The following is a 17,208-nucleotide window of genomic DNA, read 5'->3' on the forward strand; positions in this document are numbered from 1 at the left end:
GGGGCCTTTCAGGAGGCGAGGGACGTCAGGATCGTGCGGCGCAGGGCCGCGGTTGCCGCGCGGTCGCCGCCGGGGATGTCGAGGACCTCGCCGGTGCCGAGGAGGGCCACACGGTCACCCAGGTGCAGGGCCTCGTCGACGTCGTGGGTGACGAAGACGACGGTGGCGCCCGTGCCGTCCAAGACCTCCAGCAGGAGGCTCTGCATTCCGGCCCGGGTCTGGGCGTCCAGTGCGCCGAACGGCTCGTCCATGAGCACCGCGCGCGGTTCCCCGGCCAGCGCCCGGGCGAGCTGTGCGCGCTGGCGCTGCCCGCCGGACACCCGGTGCGGCAGCTTGTGGATGTGCTCGGACAGGCCGACGCGGTCGAGCCACGCGGCCGCCGTCGCACGGCGCTCCGGGCGGGGAACACCCTTGATGGCGAGGGGCAGTTCGACGTTGGCGCGGAGTGTGCGCCAGGGCAGGAGGGCGTCCTCCTGGAAGACGAGGGCCCGCTCGGCGGAGGGGCGGGTGAGCGGCAGCCCGTCCTGGGTGACCGTGCCGGCCAGCGGCGGGAGCAGCCCGGCGAGAGTCCTCAGGAGCGTGGACTTGCCGCAGCCGGACGGGCCGACGACGGTGAGGATCTCGCCCGGGGCGACGGTGAGGTCGAGCGATCCGGCCACGGCGGCCCCGGGGCGCCCGAGGCGCACGCCGGCCAGGTCGAGCCGGGCACCGCGGGCGGGAGCCTCGGTGGAGGGGGAGACGGTTGTCATGGCGATCAACTCCGTTGGGGCCGGGGCAGCCAGCCGGTCGCTCGCCTGCCCAGGACTTCCACCGCCGCCGAGGTCAGCCACCCCAGCGCGCCGATCGTCGCCATGCCGACGAAGACGCCGGGGTAGTCGACGACCGTGTAGTCCTGCCAGGTCCGGTAGCCCACGCCGTACTCGCCCGAAATCATCTCCGCCGAGATCACACAGATCCAGGAGACGCCGATGCCGACCGACAGTCCGCCGAAGATGCCGGGCAGAGCGCCCGGCAGGACCACCGAGAAGAGGACGCGGGCGCGCCCACCGCCCATGGTGAGGACGGCTTCCTCCCAGGTCGGGGTGAGGGCGCGGACCGCGTGCCGGGTGGAGACGAGGATCGGGAAGAAGGCCGCGGTGCAGGTGATGAAGACGATGCCCTGCTCGTTGCTGGGGAAGAGCAGGATGGCGACCGGGACGAGCGCGATCGCCGGGATCGGACGCAGGACCTCCAGGACGGGGCCGAGCAGGTCGGCCGTCAGCCGGGAGCGTGCGACGGCCGTCCCGAGGGCCACACCCAGGACCGCCGCGAGCGCGAAGCCCACGACGATCCGGGTGAGGCTGTCGGTCAGGTCCTGCCAGTACGCCCCGGTGGACAGGCGCGCCCAGAAGGCGCGCGCCACCTCCGTCACCGTCGGGAACTGCTCGAACCGCAACCAGGCGTTCACGTCCCACGAGGTCAGCAGCTGCCACAGCGCCAGCGCCGCCCCGAGCGAGACCGCCCGCCTCACATGCCTCATGGCGCCGACGCCTGCGCGTAGGTGAGCGGTCGGGCGGTCGGGTGCGCCGCCTTGTACGCCTCCGCTCCGGCCGCCGTCACGAAGGGCTTGCGCGCCGCGCCGTCCGCCAGCCAGATCGCCTTGTCGGCGAACCAGAGCGTCCCGGTCACGGCGTCGGGGACGTACGCCACCCGTACCTCGGCCCGGTGGGCGGCGATGTACCGCAGCGCCTCGGCCGGGGTGGTGAAGGACTGCGTACGCGCGGCGCCCTTCAGCCACACCTCGCTGCGCGCCGCCGGTGCGAGGGTCGCGACCTGTCGCGCGTAGCGGGCGCCGTAGACCTTTCGTACGAAACTGTCGTCGACGAAGGCGTCCACGTCCACGTCGCCCACCAGCTTCGCCGACTTCAGGACCGGCACGTCCCGCTTCAGCGCATCGACGAGCTGGGGCTTCACCGTCGGGTCGAAGGTGGAGATGCCGTTCGGGCCGTTGTAGAGGTGGACCACCTCCGCGGGCAGACCGGTCGCCTCGGCGACCTTCTCGCTCGCCGCGACCGGGTTGTCCCGCAGATAGGCGGTGGCGGTGAGCTGGGCCCGCAGGAACGCCTCCACCACGGCGGGGTGCTTCGTGGCGAAGTCGGCGCGGGCGGTGACCCCGTGGAAGGTCGGCAGGTTCAGCTCGCCCCCGTCGTACAGCGCCTTCGCCTTGCCCTGGAAGGCGAGGAGCCCCGGCCAGGCGACGAACTGCGACAGCGCGTCGGCGCTGCCCGCCGAGAGCGCGGAGGCACCGACGGCCGGCTGCTGGTTGAGCTTGCGGATGTCCTTCTCGGGGTCGAGACCGGCCCGCTGCAGGGCCCGTACGAGCGTGCCGTCGGCGGCCGATCCGATACTGGTCGACACCTTCTTGCCGCGCAGGTCCTTCAGTGTCGCCAGATCCGAACCGGGCGCGGTCACGACGGTGTTGAGCGCGCCCCGCAGGTTGTAGCCGGTGACGGACACCAGCTTGGTGGGGCGGTTCAGCTGCTTGCCCCGCGCCGCGTTGAGCAGCAGCGGGAAGTCGCCCATCGATCCGATGTCGATCTTCCCGGCGGTCATCTGGGCGGTGATGGGCGCACCCGTGGCGTAGTCCTGCCAGACCACCTTGTACGTGGTGCCGTCCCGCTTGCCCTGGGCGTTCAGTTCGCGTTCGAAGGAGCCGAGGGAGCGCAGCAGCGTGCCCGCGGTGACGGTGTTGATGGTCTTGGACTGGTAGCCGATGGTGACGGTGACCGTGGAGTCGTCCCCGGCGCGCGCGTCGCCGCCGCAGCCGGTCAGGGGCAGCAGCGCGACAGCGGCGAGTGGGACGACCAGCGTTCTCTTCATGGGAGTTTTCGTGCCTCTCACCGGAGCAGATAGGGCATGTTGACCGTGACCGCGTCGGTGGGACACCGGGCCGCGCACGGGCCGCAGTACCAGCACTCGTCCACGTGCATGTACGCCTTGCCGCTCTCCGGGTTGATCGCGAGGGAGTCGAGCGGGCACATCTCCACACACAGGGTGCAGCCGTCGATGCACTTCGACTCGTCGATGGTCACGGGCACGTCGGCCCGCTGGGGCGCCAAGGGCATGGCTGTCTCCAGTGAGAACGGAACGGGAAAAACGTGGGTCAGGCCGACCGGTGCAGCAGGCCGCTCATCGTGATGCGGTCGCCGCGGAAGCGGATGAACTCCAGGTCCACGGGCCGGCCGTCGGAAAGATGGGTGAGGCGTTCGAGCATCAGCACGGCCGAGCCGCGCGGGGCATGCAGGACGGCCGCGGAGTGCGCGTCGGCGTTGACGGCCTCCAGCGTGATCTCGGCGGTGCCGAGCGACTGACCCGTCAGGGATTCCAGCAGCCGGAAGACATCGGTGTTCTCCAGGTCGCAGCCGAGCAGTTCGACGCCGATGTCCATCGGGACGTAGGTGAGGTCGAGGGAGAGCGGTAGCCCGTTCAGCCGGCGCAACCGCTCGATGTAGAGCACGTCGTCGTGTTCCGGGATCCGCAGCCGGCCCGCCACCGGGGCCGGCGCGGGGACCGGCCCGACCGTACGGACCTCGTTGGTGACCCGGCCGTGTTCATGGAGGGTCTCGGCGAGGCCCTGCAGCCGGTCGAGGCCGTGCGCGTACTTCTCGCACACCACGACCGTGCCGACACCGGGCTGCCGCTCGACCAGCCTCTCGGTCCGGAGCAGGTCCAGGGCCTGGCGGACGGTGTTGCGCGACACCCGGTAGTCGGTGCCGATCCGGTCCTCGAGCGGCAGGACGCCCTCGGGGAAGCGGCCGGCCAGGATCTGGTGGCGGAGAAGGTCGGCGAGCTGACGCGCCTGGTCCGCGCGCAGCCGCCGGCGGCGCGCGGCGGCGACCGGGACGGTGTGCTCACGAAGGCGTTCGGCTGGCATGACAGGGACCATACCGACGGACCCCGCGTGAGGGTGTTGCAGCAGTGTTGCGCCATTTTTACCGCACAAGAAAACCCCGCTGACCTGCGAAGACGCGAGTCAGCGGGGCGAGATCCGCCACATGCGGTCAGGCGGGGACGATCCGTCCCGTCACCTCGCCGAGGCCGACGGGGGTGCCGTCGGGGCCCGGGGCCCAGGCGGTCAGCGTGACCACGTCACCGTCCTCCAGGAAGGTGCGCTTGCCGGAGGTCAGCTCCAGCGGGTCGCGTCCGTTCCAGGTCAGCTCCAGCAGGGAGCCGCGCTGGTGGACCTCCGGCCCGCTGACCGTGCCGGAGCCGTAGAGGTCCCCGGTGCGCAGGGAGGCGCCGTTGACGGTCATGTGGGCCAGCTGCTGGGCCGCGGTCCAGTACATCGTGGAGAACGGCGGCTCCGAGACGACCTCGCCATTGATCCGCACGGTGATCCGCAGGTCGAAGCCGCCGGGCTCCTCGTCGGAGGAGTCGTCGAGGTACGGCAGCAGGTCGAAGTCGCGGGCCGGCGGGTCGGTCCTGGCGGCGTCCAGGGCCTCCAGCGGGGTCACCCACGCCGACACCGACGTATTGAAGGACTTGCCGAGGAACGGACCCAGCGGCACGTACTCCCAGGCCTGGATGTCCCGCGCCGACCAGTCGTTGAGCAGGGTGAGACCGAAGACGTGGTCGCGGAAGTCGCCGAGACCGACCGGCTCGCCTTGCGCGGAGGGGGTGCCGACGAGGAAGCCGACCTCCGCCTCGATGTCGAGCTTGGTGGTCGGGCCGAAGACCGGGGCCGGGTCGGCGGGCGCCTTGCGCTGGCCCGAGGGCCGTACGACATCCGTGCCCGAGACGACGACGGTCCCGGCGCGGCCGTGGTAACCGATGGGCAGGTGCTTCCAGTTGGGCGTCAGCGCGTCGCCGTCCGGGCGGAAGATGCGACCGACGTTGGTCGCGTGGTGCTCGCTCGCGTAGAAGTCGACGTAGTCGGCGACCTCGTACGGAAGGTGCAGGGTGACCGTGTCGAGCGGGTGCAGCAGCGGCTCTATGTCCGGGCGGTGCCCGGGCACCGTCACCCAGGCGGTGAGCGCCCGGCGCACATCGCGCCAGGCGGTGCGCCCGGCGGCCAGCAGCGGATTGAGGCTGGGCTGGGCGAGCAGCGCGGCGTAGGGGGAGCCCAGGGCGTGCGCCGCGGCGCCCGCGTCGAGCACCGAGCCGCCGATACGGACACCGAGCCTGCGGCGGCCGGGCTCGTCGGCGGTGGTGAAGACGCCGTACGGAAGGTTGTGCGGGCCGAAGGGATCGCCCTCGGCCAGATCGAGCGGGCTCTGCTCGGACATCGGTGCCTGCCTCGCTTTCCACGGGTGTGAGGGACACGTTACGTCGGGGTTCCGGCGTGGCGGCAGAGCCCCTCAGCCCGCCGTACGGGGGATCCGCTTCTCCCAGGTGCGGTGGAAGACCACCTCGTCGCCGTCCTTGCACACCACTTCGTCCGACGTGTGGAAGGCCCCCCGGTCACAGGTGATCTCGGAGCGGGTGTCGATCCGCACGTCCCACGGCAGTTCCGGCCGGTGCAGCCGGACCGTCCTGGTCGAGCCGGTGCGCGCCGACAGCGGATCGTTCTCCCGGATCGTGTACGTGTCCAGTGCGTCCTCGGTGAGTTCGAGACCGTCCGGATAGAGCCGTGTCCCGCCGTACCCGGGGTCGACCTCCAGGCGCCATTCGCCCTTGGCCACGTCCCGTACGACCAGCCGCTCCGGCCGCTCCTCGTCCAGGGTCGCCGGGAGGCTGACACCCAGCGGTTCGGAGTGCTCGGGCTCCTCGAAGACGATCGGGGGCTCCTCGCCGGTGGAAGGCGCGCGGACGGGCAGGGTCAGCGTGGAGGCGGCCGGGTCGAGGGTGAAGCCGGCGGCGTCCGGCCGCGGCCAGATCCAGGGCCAGTACGCGGAGGAGAGCGCGAGCCGGACACGGTGGCCGGGAGGGAAGGCGTGGCCGATGCCGTTCAGTTCGACCTCGACGTCCTCCCACTCGCCCACCCGGCAGTCGGCCGCCGTGTCCCGGCCGTGCCGGGCCGAGAGGTTGAGGGCGCCGCGGGTGATCAGCGTGGAGGCGCCGTCCGGCGCCACGTCGCAGAGCCGGGCGATCACTTGACCGGTCGGCGCCCCGGCGCGCAACGACAAGCGCACGCGCGGGCGGCCGAGGATCTCCACCGGCGCGCCGTCGGGGACGGGGAAGTCGAAGCACGCCGAGTGCGCGTCTTCGCACCGCTGGTCGGGCGGCAGGTCGGCGTCGTCGCCGACCGGGAGGAACCGGCCCGCGTCGAGGCCGGTGTGCTGGGGGGAGCGGACGAGAACCGGTTCGCCCTGGAGCGCGTACGTCACGGGCGTCACTCGGGGCGACGGCCAGGCGTCCTCGCCGACCCAGCGGCCGGGCAGCACCCGGTGGACCGTCGCCGGGGCGTGCGACTCGCTGATCCAGGCGCGCAGGAGGGGGACGGACATGGCGCCGTTGTCCTCACCCTTCAGATGGTGGTCCCACCAGCGGAGGGTCTCCTGGAGGAAGCCGATCGCCGGGCCCGGCGGCAGGTCCCGGTCGGGGTACTGGTGCGACCAGGGGCCGATCAGTCCGCGGACCCGGTCCCGGGGGAGGTGCTCGACCAGCCGGAGGACTGTGTCCCGGGAGGGGTCGTGCCGGCCGCCGACCGCGAGGACCGCTGCGCCGATGGCTCCGTAGTCCTCGCAGACGCTGCCGTGCTTCCAGTACGCGTCACGGGTCTGGTGGGCGAGCCAGGTGTGGAGGAAGGGCTCCACGGCCTCCAGCCGCCTCAGCCACGTCTCGCGCCAGCCGGGGCCGGCGAACACCGGATCCGGTGGGCGGCACACGTGGGCCAGCATCGTCGCCGCCCAGGCGTGCATGTCGACGGCGAGCACGGATCCGCCCATGTAATGGACGTCGTTGTCGTAGCGGTCGTCCGTCGAGCAGACCGTGACGACGGCCTTCAGCGGCTCGGGCGCCAGCGCCGCGATCTGGAGCGAGTTGAGGCCGCCCCACGCGATCCCGAACATGCCCACCCTGCCGTCGCACCAGGGCTGCTCGGCGAGCCAGTTCACCACCGCCACGCCGTCGGCGAGCTCCAGTGCGTCGTACTCGTCGCCCGGCATCCCCTCGCTTGCGCCGTGCCCGCGCACATCGACGCGCACGGAGGCGTATCCGTGGCCCGCGTACCAGGGGTGGCGCTGCCAGTCGCGCGGGGCGGTCCAGTCGGTCAGGCGGTGGGGGAGGTATTCGAGCAGCGCGGGGACGGCCTCGGCGGTGACCGGCCGCCAGAGGCGGGCGTAGAGCCGCGTGCCGTCCGGCAGGGGGACGCGGACGTCCTCGCGGGTGGTCTCGTACGGGAAGTCGGTGCTGATCCTCATCGGGGAGCCACCTCGGTGGACGGGGTGCGTGGGGCGGCGCGGCCGGGGGGCGGCGTCCGGCGCGCGGGCGAAGCCGGCGGCGTGCGTGCACCCGCCCAGGTGACGGCGGCCGGGGACGTCCCGCACCGTCGGGAGCGGGCCTGCGGGCAGGAGAGCGGGAGCGGCCCCCTCGGCGGCCCTGAGAAGGCATGATCGTGCTCGGGCGGCGGTTGTCGGCCGCTCTCCCGGCTGTCGCTCGCGGTTCCGGACAAAGGCCTTGCTCCAGGTCGTAAGAGTCGATCCCGAACATACCGGGGGAGGCGGGTACGCGCCCATGGCGCCGGTGGTGATCGAAAGGCGACCGGATACGCTGACTTGAGTGAATCCAGCGACACATCGACAATCCATGTGATCGTCAGCAGACAGGAGATCTCCTCGTGACCGTCGTCGGGCCGTTCGGGCTGAGCGTGCGGGACCAGGCTCTTGAGGCCGATGTCCAGGCCGGACTGGCAGCTGTCGAAGCAGGGCTGCTCGATGCCTGCAAGAGCGACGTCCCGTTCATCACGGAGGCCGCGCAGCACCTTGTACGGGCCGGCGGCAAGCGCTTCCGCCCGCTGCTCGTGATGCTCGCCGCCCAGTTCGGTGACCCCTACGCGCCGGGTGTCGTGCCCTCGGCCGTGGTGGTCGAGCTGACGCACCTCGCGACGCTGTACCACGACGACGTCATGGACGAGGCCGATGTGCGGCGCGGCGTGGAGAGCGCCAACGCCCGCTGGGGCAACTCGCTCGCGGTCCTGACCGGCGACTTCCTCTTCGCGCGCGCCTCGCACATCCTGGCCGACCTGGGTCCCGGGGCCGTACGCATCCAGGCCGAGGCGTTCGAGCGCCTGGTCACCGGCCAGATCCTGGAGACCGCCGGACCGGGCGACGGCCGTGACCCCGTCGACCACTACCTTGACGTCCTCGGCGGCAAGACGGGCTCGCTGATCGCCGTCTCCTGCCGCTTCGGCGCGATGATGGCGGGCGCGGACGACGGCGTCGTCGACATCCTCAGCCAGTACGGAGAGCGGCTCGGCGTCGCCTTCCAGCTCGCCGACGACGTCCTCGACATCGCCTCCGACAGCCACGAGTCCGGCAAGACGCCCGGCACCGACCTGCGCGAGGGCATCCCGACCCTGCCGGTGCTGCGTCTGCGGGCGCAGGCGGCGGCGCACGGCCGGCCGGATGACGTGGAGCTCGTCGCGCTCGTCGACAGCGATCTGACGGACGACGCCCGGCACGCCGAGGCCCTGCGAAGGCTGCGGGTGCACCCGGCGCTGGAGCAGGCCCGGCGGGACACCGTCCGGTACGCGCAGGAGGCGCGCGCCATGCTGGCGCCGCTGCCCGAGAGCTACGCGAAGGCGGCTCTGGAGGAGCTGTGCGACGCGGTGGTGCACCGGGCGGGCTGAGTCCCACGGGGCGGGCGGCGCCTGCCTGTTGGGGGATGCTCTCTCAGGGTCGGGTCATACCGGAGCAGTACGTGAAGTTGCTCCCGGGGGCTGACGCCTTCGTACCGCCGTTTTGGTCAGATGGGTGTCATCGACCACGGAGGTAGGGCACACCATGGCACCGAACGACAGCACACCCACCACGGACGCGGGGCGCCGCAAGGCAGCTCGGTACGTCGTCCCCGTGGCCGTGGCCTCAGTGGCTGCGGCGACCATCGGGCTGGTACCGGCACTGGCCGCGTCCGGCGACCCGGAACTGCCGAAGATCACGGCCCAGGAACTCATCGAGAAGATCGCCGCCTCGGACGTCCAGCAGCTCACCGGCACGGTGAAGGTCAGCACCGACCTGGGCCTGCCTTCGCTGGCGGGCCTGGGCGGTCTCGGGGGAGGCGGCGGCAACTCGACCGCCGACCCGCAGGCCAAGCTGACCGAGCTGGTCACCGGGACGCACACGCTGCGCGTGGCGGCAGACGGGCCGGACCGGCAGCGGGTGGCGATCCTGGGGGACTCCGACGCCGAGTACAGCCTCGTCCACAACGGCGACGAGGTCTGGGCGTACGACAGCGCCTCCAAGGAGGCGTTCCACGCGAAGAACCCGGAGAACACCGCGGGCCGCAAGGGCCACGAGGGAGGCACGTTCCGGGACAGGAAGGGTGAGGCCCCGAAGGGTCTGCCGAGCACGCCGAAGGACTTCGCCACCGAGGCGCTGAAGGCCGTGGACGACACCACCTCGGTGACCGTCGACGGTACGGCGAGGATCGCCGGGCGCGACGCCTACCAGCTGCTCATCAAGCCGAAGCAGAGCGGCTCGACCATCGGGTCGATCAAGGTCACCGTGGACGCGGAGAAGGGCGTGCCGCTGAAGTTCACGCTCACGCCGAGCGGCGGGGGCAAGGCCGCGATCGATGCCGGCTTCACCAAGATCGACTTCGGGAAGCCCGCCGCGTCCACCTTCGACTTCACACCCCCCAAGGGCGCGAAGGTGACCGAGGAGACCGAGGGGGCGCACGGCACCGAGGAGAAGGCCAGGAAGGGCGCCGGGGGCCTCCAGGAGGACTTCAAGGGCCTGAACGTCCTCGGCAAGGGCTGGACGACCGTCGCGAGGCTCGACACCGGCGCCCCCGCGCCGGACACGAAGGACGCCCCGCCGGAGGCCCGGAAGTTCCTGGACGCCCTGGGCGACCGGGTCAGCGGGAAGTTCGGCTCGGGCACGGTCTTCGAGAGCCGCCTGGTGAACGCGCTGCTGACGGACGACGGCAAGGTCTACGTCGGTGCGGTCACGAAGGACCAGCTGGTCAAGGCGGCCGGCGAAGCGAAGTAGCCCGCGTCGCCCGGCCGCGCCACCTCCAGGCGCGGCCGGGCGACCGTGTTTTCGGAGCAGTGCCTCAGAAGGTCAGGCGGAAGGCGTTGATGTAGCCGGTGTCCTGCGCGGCCTTGTCCTGGACGCGGAGCTTCCAGGAGCCGTTGGCCACCTCGCTCGACGCGTTGACCGTGTACGTGGTCTGGACGTTGTCCGCCGAGTCGGAGGAGCTGAAGGGCTTCAGGTTGTAGACCGACCCGTCCGGGGCCACCAGGTCGACGACCAGGTCACCGCGCCAGGTGTGGATGATGTCGACACCGACCTTGAGCGTGGACGGGGCGTTGCCGGTGATGCCGGTGACGCTGACCGCCGAGGTGACCGCGGCGCCGTTGTCCGGGACGGAGACGTCGGCGGTGTTCTCGAAGACCTTGCCGGGGGGCTGCGTCGTCCCCTCCGACAGCGTCCAGATCGCGTGGGCGATAGCGTCGCTGTTGCGGTCCAGGGCGGTGTCGTTGATGTTCGCCGTCGTGTCGCACGAGGAGTGGTAGCAGCGGTCGAAGGCCTGGCCCGCCGTGCCGCCCCACTTCTGCGCCTGCGCGGAGGTCTTGGTGTAGTCGGCGCCGGTGAACAGACCGCCGACCGGGATGCCGGCGTTCTTGAACGGCGCGTGGTCGGAGCGGCCGTCGCCCTCGGTCTCGATCTCCGTGGAGACGCCGAGCCCAGCGAAGTAGTCCTTGAACGTCTTCTCGATCGTCGGGTCGTCGTCGTAGACGAAGTAGCCGGGGTTCGGCGATCCGATCATGTCGAAGTTGAGGTAGCCGGAGACCTTGGAGCGCTCGGTCGTGGGCAGGTTGTTGACGTAGTACTTCGACCCGACGAGGCCCAGCTCCTCCGCGCCCCACCAGGCGAACCGCAGGTGCTTGGCCGGCTTGAACTGGGCGCGGGAGACGGCGAGGGCGGTCTCCAGGACGGCCGCGGAACCGGACCCGTTGTCGTTGATTCCGGGACCCGCGCTCACCGAGTCGAGGTGCGAGCCGGCCATCAGGACCTGGTTCGCGTCACCACCGGGCCAGTCGGCTATCAGGTTGTAGCCGGTGGCGCCGCTGGAGGTGAACTGCTGGATGGTCGTGGTGTAGCCCGCGGCGTCCAGCTTCGCCTTCACGAAGTCGATGGATGCCTTGTAACCGGCCCTGCCGTGGGCGCGGTTGCCGCCGTTGGAGGTGGCTATGGACTGCAGGCTGTTCAGGTGCGCCTTGACGTTGGCGACGGGTATGTCCGGCGCGGCGAGGGCCGGCGCGGGCGCCGCCGTGGCGGCGGGCGCGGTGGCGGCGAACAGCCCGGCGAGGGCGAGCGTGGCGACCGCGGCGGTACGTCTGGGAACGGAGAGTGTCATGTGGGGGCTCCGGGATTCCGTACGGGGATGGAACGGAACGTGCGAGACGCCCCACGACGGCGGTGTCGCAGGGCGCTGGAGCTGTGCGTGTGCTGTGCGTGCTGAATGGTCAGGGAGATACTGACTGACCGTCAAGGGCGGAAACCGGTCACCGCCGTCCGGATGCCGGACGGCGACCGGATCGGGCCGTGGCGTTCACGGAGCGGATCGTCGTGTGCAACGTGCCGCCGAGCGGCGCCCGTTGGTGCTCGACGCGGGACGGCGCCGCCGGGTGGCCACATACGCGAACGAGCCCGCCCGCCTGCGGAGGTGCGCTGGGTACGGGCGGGCGGGCGGTGTCGCGAGAGTGCGCTGGGTACGGGCGGTGTGCCGCGAGGGTGGGGTGCGCTCCGGGCGGCCGTGGGCCGCGAGGCCGGGGTGCGCTGCCGGCCCGGCTAGCCCGCCGCCGTCTCCCGCTGGGCCGGTGCGTCGGACGGCTCGGGGGCCGCCGGCGGTGTCCGGACGATCGCCGCGAGACGCAGCGCCTCCGCCTTCGTGCGGCGGGCCGTGCGCAGCGCGTCCCAGGTCAGAAGCGTCAGGGCCAGCCAGACCAGCGAGAAGCCCGCCCACCGCTCCGCCGGCATCGCCTCGTGGAAGTACACGACTCCCAGCAGGAACTGGAAGACCGGCGCCAGGTACTGCAACAGCCCCAGCGTGGAGAGCGGCACCCGGATCGCCGCCGCGCCGAAGCAGACCAGGGGCGCTGCGGTCACCAGGCCCGTCGCCGCGAGCAGCGCCGCGTGCCCCGCGCCCTCGGTGCCGAAGGTGGCCGACGCGGAGGACGCCGACGAGCCGAGCCAGACCAGGTAGCCGAGCGCGGGCAGGAACTGGATCGCCGTCTCGGCCGCGAGGGACTCCAGACCGCCGATGTTGACCTTCTTCTTCACCAGACCGTAGGTGGCGAACGTGAAGGCCAGGGTCAGCGAGATCCACGGGGGCTGCCCGTACCCGATCGCGAGGACGAGCACGGCCGCGAGGCCGACGGCGACCGCCGCCCACTGGAAGGGCCTCAGCCGCTCCTTCAGGAGCACGACGCCCATGGCTATGGTGACCAGCGGATTGATGAAGTAGCCCAGGGACGCCTCGACCACATGGCCGGAATTGACGGCCCAGATGTAGATGCCCCAGTTGACGGTGATCACCGCGGCGGCGACGGTGATCAGACCGAGCTTGCGCGGGTCGCGGACCAGCGCGCGCACCCAGTCCCAGCGGCGCAGCGCGAGCAGTGCGACACCGACGACGGCCAGCGACCAGACCATCCGGTGGGCCAGGATTTCCACCGCCCCGGCCGGCTTCAGAAGTGGCCAGAAGAGGGGGACCAGTCCCCACATTCCGTAGGCACCGATCCCGTACAGAAGTCCCGCACGTGCCGCGTCCGCCGGCTTTTCGCTGCTCGCCTTCACCACATCTCCCGTCCTGCGCCACGCGCCGCCCTGTCCTGTCGAAGGTAGCGCCGGACCGGCCGCCCTGTCATGCCCGTACCGCAATACGGTCATGACTTCGGCCCCCGGCCCGAAGGAAAGAGGCGCCCTCCATGACGAAGGGCGCCTCGTGGGGGAACGGTCCCCGGGATCAGCCGACGACCGTCCAGGTGTCGTTCCCGGTGAGCAGCGCGGCGAGGTCTCCCTTGCCGTTCTGCTCGATGGCGGTGTCGAGCTGGTCCGCCATCTGTGTGTCGTACACCGGCCGCTCGACGCTGCGGAAGACGCCGATGGGCGTGTGGTGCAGGGTGTCCGGGTCGGCGAGCCGGGACAGCGCGAACGCGGTGGTCGGGGACGGGTTGTGCGCGTCGTGGACCACCACGCGCGCCTCGTTCTCCGCCGTTACCGGGACGACCACGAGATCCCCGGTGGCCGGGTCCCGCACGACCCCCTTGGAGCCGTCGGCGCCGAAGCGGATGGGGCGGCCGTGCTCGAGTCTGATCACGGCTTCCTCGGCCTGCTCCTTGTCCTTGAGGACCTCGAAGGCGCCGTCGTTGAAGATGTTGCAGTTCTGGTAGATCTCCACCAGGGCCGTGCCGGGGTGGTCGGCTGCCTGCCGCAGTACCTCGGTGAGGTGCTTGCGGTCGGAGTCCACGGTCCGGGCGACGAAACCGGCCTCGGCGCCGATGGCCAGGGAGACCGGGTTGAACGGCGCGTCCAGCGAGCCCATCGGCGTCGACTTGGTGATCTTGCCGACCTCGCTCGTGGGCGAGTACTGCCCCTTGGTGAGGCCGTAGATCCGGTTGTTGAACAGCAGGATCTTGAGGTTCACATTGCGGCGCAGGGCGTGGATCAGGTGGTTGCCGCCGATGGACAGCGCGTCGCCGTCCCCGGTCACCACCCACACGCTCAGATCGCGGCGGGAGGAGGCGAGCCCGGTGGCGATGGCGGGGGCGCGCCCGTGGATCGAGTGCATCCCGTAGGTGTTCATGTAGTAGGGGAAGCGGGAGGAGCAGCCGATCCCGGAGACGAAGACGATGTTCTCCTTCGCCAGACCGAGGTCGGGCATGAAGCCCTGCACCGCCGCCAGTACGGCGTAGTCACCGCAGCCGGGGCACCAGCGGACCTCCTGGTCGGACTTGAAGTCCTTCATGGACTGCTTCGCCTCGGCCTTGGGCACCAGGGACAGGAGTGACTCAGTCATTGATGGCCTCCTTGAGAGCCGTGGCGAGCTGCTCCGCCTTGAACGGCATGCCGTTCACCTGCGTGTAGCTCTGCGCGTCGACGAGGTACTTCGCCCTGATGAGGGTGGCGAGCTGGCCGAGGTTCATCTCCGGCACCACGACCTTGTCGTACGCCGCCAGCACCTCTCCGAGGTTCGCCGGGAAGGGGTTGAGGTGGCGCAGATGTGCCTGGGCGATGGGGAGGCCCGCGCTCCGGAGTCTTCGTACGGCCGCGGTGATGGGCCCGTACGTGGAGCCCCATCCGAGGACGAGCGTGCGGGCGCCGCCCGCGTCGTCGACCTCCAGCTCCGGGACCTCGACCCCGTCGACCTTCGCCTGCCGGGTGCGGACCATGAAGTCGTGGTTGGCGGGGTCGTAGGAGATGTTGCCGCTCCCGTCCTGCTTCTCGATGCCGCCGATGCGGTGTTCGAGGCCGGGGGTGCCGGGGACGGCCCACGGGCGGGCCAGGGTGCGCGGGTCGCGCTTGTAGGGCCAGAAGACGTCCGTGCCGTCGGCGAGCGTGTGGTTGGTTCCGGCGGCGAACTGGACCCGCAGGTCGGGCAGGGTGTCCACGTCCGGGATCCGCCAGGGCTCGGAGCCGTTGGCGAGATAGCCGTCGGAGAGCAGGAACACCGGCGTGCGGTAGGTGAGCGCGATCCGCGCGGCGTCCAGCGCGGCGTCGAAGCAGTCCGCGGGCGTCTTCGGCGCGACGATCGGCACCGGGGCCTCGCCGTTGCGGCCGTACATGGCCTGCAGCAGGTCCGCCTGCTCGGTCTTGGTCGGCAGGCCGGTGGACGGCCCGCCCCGCTGGATGTCCACGATCAGCAGCGGCAGCTCCAGGGAGACCGCGAGGCCGATCGTCTCGGACTTCAGCGCCACACCCGGGCCGGACGTCGTGGTCACGGCGAGCGATCCGCCGAACGCGGCGCCGAGGGCGGCCCCGATGCCGGCGATCTCGTCCTCGGCCTGGAAGGTCCGCACACCGAAGTTCTTGTGCTTGGACAGCTCGTGCAGGATGTCGGACGCCGGCGTGATCGGGTACGAGCCCAGGTAGAGCGGCAGATCCGCTTGCCGGGATGCGGCGATCAGGCCGTAGGACAGCGCCAGGTTCCCGGAGATGTTGCGGTACGTACCGGTGGGGAACGCGGCCGTCGCGGGAGCGACCTCGTAGGAGACCGCGAAGTCCTCGGTCGTCTCGCCGAAGTTCCAGCCGGCCCGGAAGGCCGCCACGTTCGCCTCGGCGATCTGCGGCTTCTTCGCGAACTTCTGCCGCAGGAACTTCTCGGTGGCTTCGGTGGGCCGGTGGTACATCCACGACAGCAGACCCAGCGCGAACATGTTCTTGCTGCGCTCGGCCTCCTTGCGGGAGAGCCCGAAGTCCTTCAGGGCCTCGATCGTCAGCGTCGTCAGCGGCACCGGGTGGACTCGGTAGCCGTCCAGCGAGCCGTCCTCCAGCGGGGACGTCTCGTAGCCGACCTTGGCCATGGCGCGCTTGGCGAATTCGTCGGTGTTGACGATCACCTCGCTGCCGTGCGGCACGTCGCCGATGTTCGCCTTGAGCGCGGCGGGATTCATGGCGACCAGCACGTTGGGCGCGTCGCCCGGGGTGAGGATGTCGTGGTCGGCGAAGTGCAGCTGGAACGACGAGACGCCCGGCAGGGTCCCGGCAGGGGCCCGGATCTCGGCGGGGAAGTTCGGCAGCGTCGACAGGTCGTTACCGAACGACGCCGTCTCCGAGGTGAACCGGTCACCCGTCAGCTGCATACCGTCACCCGAGTCACCCGCGAAGCGGATGATCACCCGATCCAGACGGCGGACTTCCTTCTCCGAGCCGTGGTGCGCCGGGACACCGCGTTGTTCCCCGACGACCGCCTCATTCGCCTCATCGGCCTCGTCGGCCTGCTCGGCTGGGCTACTGACCTGGCTGGTCACTGAACTGGACCTCCCTCAAGGCAAGGGGTCTCCCCGCCAGAGGCAGGGACAGGCTCCCGGGACAACCGGACGGCCGGTCGTCCCAAGGCCCACCCTACGTCGGTAAGGGTCACCTTCCCTGGACCGCTCATATGATGGACGCCTTATTGAGACGCCCTTATGCCCTGGATTATCACGTCCCGGAGCCCCCCGGCTGCTCATTTCGAAGACGCTGGCCGCTCAGCCTCTGGTTCTGGGGCCGGTTCGGGGCCTCCGGGCGCGGGAGGGTTTCATCTGACAGGGTGTCAGCTATTCAGGAGTTCAGGTAGGTCAACACCGCGAGTACCCGCCGGTGATCCCCGTCACTCGGTGACAGGCCCAGCTTCAGGAAGATATTGCTGACGTGCTTCTCGACGGCGCCGTCGCTCACCACGAGCTGCCGGGCGACCGCCGAATTCGTCCGCCCCTCGGCCATCAGCCCGAGGACCTCCCGCTCGCGGGGCGTCAGCCCGGCCAGCACGTCCTGCTTACGGCTCCGGCCCAGCAGCTGGGCCACCACCTCGGGGTCGAGCGCGGTACCGCCCCGGGCCACCCGGACCACGGCGTCCACGAACTCACGGACATCGGCCACCCGGTCCTTCAGGAGGTAGCCGACGCCTCGGCTGGATCCGGCCAGCAGCTCCGTGGCGTAACGCTCCTCCACGTACTGCGACAGGACCAGCACCCCGATGGCGGGGTGGTCCCTGCGCAGCTGTACCGCCGCCCGTACGCCCTCGTCCGTGTGGGTGGGCGGCATGCGCACATCGGCGACCACCACATCCGGCAGTGCCCCCTGGTCCGCGAGCTCGCCCACCGTCTTGACCAGGGCGTCCCCGTCCCCGACGCCGGCGACCACCTCATGGCCCCGGTCGGTCAGCAGCCGGGTCAGCCCCTCCCGCAGCAGCACCGAGTCCTCGGCTATGACCACCCGCACCCTGTCTTCCACGACGTCGTTCACGACCGTGTGTCCCCCATGCTCCGACTGCTCCGGTGTACCGGCTGTGTGCCCGCACGCTCTGCGCGCCCAGCATTCCAGTATTCGGATCGTCGTGCGGGGATCACCGTGGCGCGGATCG

General features: G+C 71.0%; 14 protein-coding genes. 2 read left to right on the top strand and 12 right to left on the bottom strand.

What is annotated here, in order from left to right; translation table 11 throughout:
• Positions 1-8: 8 nt before the first annotated feature.
• The 7 genes from ACZ5VC_RS24765 to ACZ5VC_RS24795 all read right to left on the bottom strand — a co-directional run bounded on the left by ACZ5VC_RS24765 (position 9) and on the right by ACZ5VC_RS24795 (position 7,340).
• The gene (locus ACZ5VC_RS24765; RefSeq protein ID WP_469122231.1) at positions 9-749 is read right to left on the bottom strand and encodes an ABC transporter ATP-binding protein; all 741 of its coding nucleotides are present in this window, start codon (positions 747-749) and stop codon (positions 9-11) included.
• A gap of 5 nt (positions 750-754) precedes the next feature.
• The gene (locus ACZ5VC_RS24770; protein ID WP_469122232.1) at positions 755-1,519 is read right to left on the bottom strand and encodes an ABC transporter permease; all 765 of its coding nucleotides are present in this window, start codon (positions 1,517-1,519) and stop codon (positions 755-757) included.
• Positions 1,516-2,859, bottom strand: coding sequence for an ABC transporter substrate-binding protein (locus tag ACZ5VC_RS24775; RefSeq protein WP_469122233.1), 1,344 nt, complete (start codon positions 2,857-2,859; stop codon positions 1,516-1,518). Before ACZ5VC_RS24775 ends, ACZ5VC_RS24770 begins: the two co-directional genes overlap by 4 nt.
• A 17-nt stretch (positions 2,860-2,876) precedes the next feature.
• Complete coding sequence (locus ACZ5VC_RS24780) at positions 2,877-3,104, bottom strand: 4Fe-4S dicluster domain-containing protein (protein WP_469122234.1); 228 nt, start codon at positions 3,102-3,104, stop codon at positions 2,877-2,879.
• Positions 3,105-3,142: 38 nt separating this feature from the next.
• Positions 3,143-3,913 carry a GntR family transcriptional regulator gene (locus ACZ5VC_RS24785; RefSeq protein WP_469122235.1) on the bottom strand — a complete coding sequence of 257 codons (771 nt, stop codon included), beginning with the start codon at positions 3,911-3,913 and terminating at the stop codon, positions 3,143-3,145.
• A 127-nt stretch (positions 3,914-4,040) separates the two neighbouring features.
• Positions 4,041-5,264 (bottom strand): fumarylacetoacetase, encoded by a 1,224-nt coding sequence (fahA, locus tag ACZ5VC_RS24790; protein WP_469122236.1) that lies wholly within the window; start codon positions 5,262-5,264, stop codon positions 4,041-4,043.
• Positions 5,265-5,336: 72 nt separating this feature from the next.
• Positions 5,337-7,340: a CocE/NonD family hydrolase gene (locus ACZ5VC_RS24795; RefSeq protein ID WP_469122237.1), complete on the bottom strand. Its 2,004-nt coding sequence runs from the start codon at positions 7,338-7,340 to the stop codon at positions 5,337-5,339.
• Positions 7,341-7,756: 416 nt separating this feature from the next.
• Here ACZ5VC_RS24795 and ACZ5VC_RS24800 point away from each other — a divergent pair, with 416 nt between their 5' ends.
• On the top strand, positions 7,757-8,767 hold the full coding sequence (locus tag ACZ5VC_RS24800) for a polyprenyl synthetase family protein (RefSeq protein ID WP_469122238.1): 1,011 nt from the start codon (positions 7,757-7,759) through the stop codon (positions 8,765-8,767).
• Positions 8,768-8,921: 154 nt separating this feature from the next.
• Positions 8,922-10,127, top strand: a complete 1,206-nt coding sequence (locus ACZ5VC_RS24805) for a LolA family protein (RefSeq protein ID WP_469122239.1) — start codon at positions 8,922-8,924, stop codon at positions 10,125-10,127.
• Positions 10,128-10,191: 64 nt separating this feature from the next.
• Here the strand turns inward: ACZ5VC_RS24805 and ACZ5VC_RS24810 are convergent, their stop codons facing one another.
• From ACZ5VC_RS24810 to ACZ5VC_RS24830, 5 genes are all read right to left on the bottom strand, one after another.
• Positions 10,192-11,499 (bottom strand): M28 family metallopeptidase, encoded by a 1,308-nt coding sequence (locus ACZ5VC_RS24810; RefSeq protein ID WP_469122240.1) that lies wholly within the window; start codon positions 11,497-11,499, stop codon positions 10,192-10,194.
• Between the two features lie 434 nt (positions 11,500-11,933).
• A complete protein-coding gene (rarD, locus tag ACZ5VC_RS24815; protein ID WP_469122434.1) occupies positions 11,934-12,869 on the bottom strand; it encodes an EamA family transporter RarD in 936 nt (311 codons plus the stop codon).
• Positions 12,870-13,110: 241 nt separating this feature from the next.
• Positions 13,111-14,163: a 2-oxoacid:ferredoxin oxidoreductase subunit beta gene (locus tag ACZ5VC_RS24820; RefSeq protein WP_469122241.1), complete on the bottom strand. Its 1,053-nt coding sequence runs from the start codon at positions 14,161-14,163 to the stop codon at positions 13,111-13,113.
• Positions 14,156-16,114, bottom strand: a complete 1,959-nt coding sequence (locus ACZ5VC_RS24825; RefSeq protein ID WP_469122242.1) for a 2-oxoacid:acceptor oxidoreductase subunit alpha — start codon at positions 16,112-16,114, stop codon at positions 14,156-14,158. The genes ACZ5VC_RS24820 and ACZ5VC_RS24825 overlap by 8 nt, the downstream gene beginning before the upstream one ends.
• A 292-nt stretch (positions 16,115-16,406) precedes the next feature.
• Positions 16,407-17,066, bottom strand: coding sequence for a response regulator (locus tag ACZ5VC_RS24830; protein WP_469122435.1), 660 nt, complete (start codon positions 17,064-17,066; stop codon positions 16,407-16,409).
• Between the last annotated feature and the right edge of the window lie 142 nt (positions 17,067-17,208).

It is taken from the genome of Streptomyces sp. NPDC033174 (genome assembly GCF_055577795.1).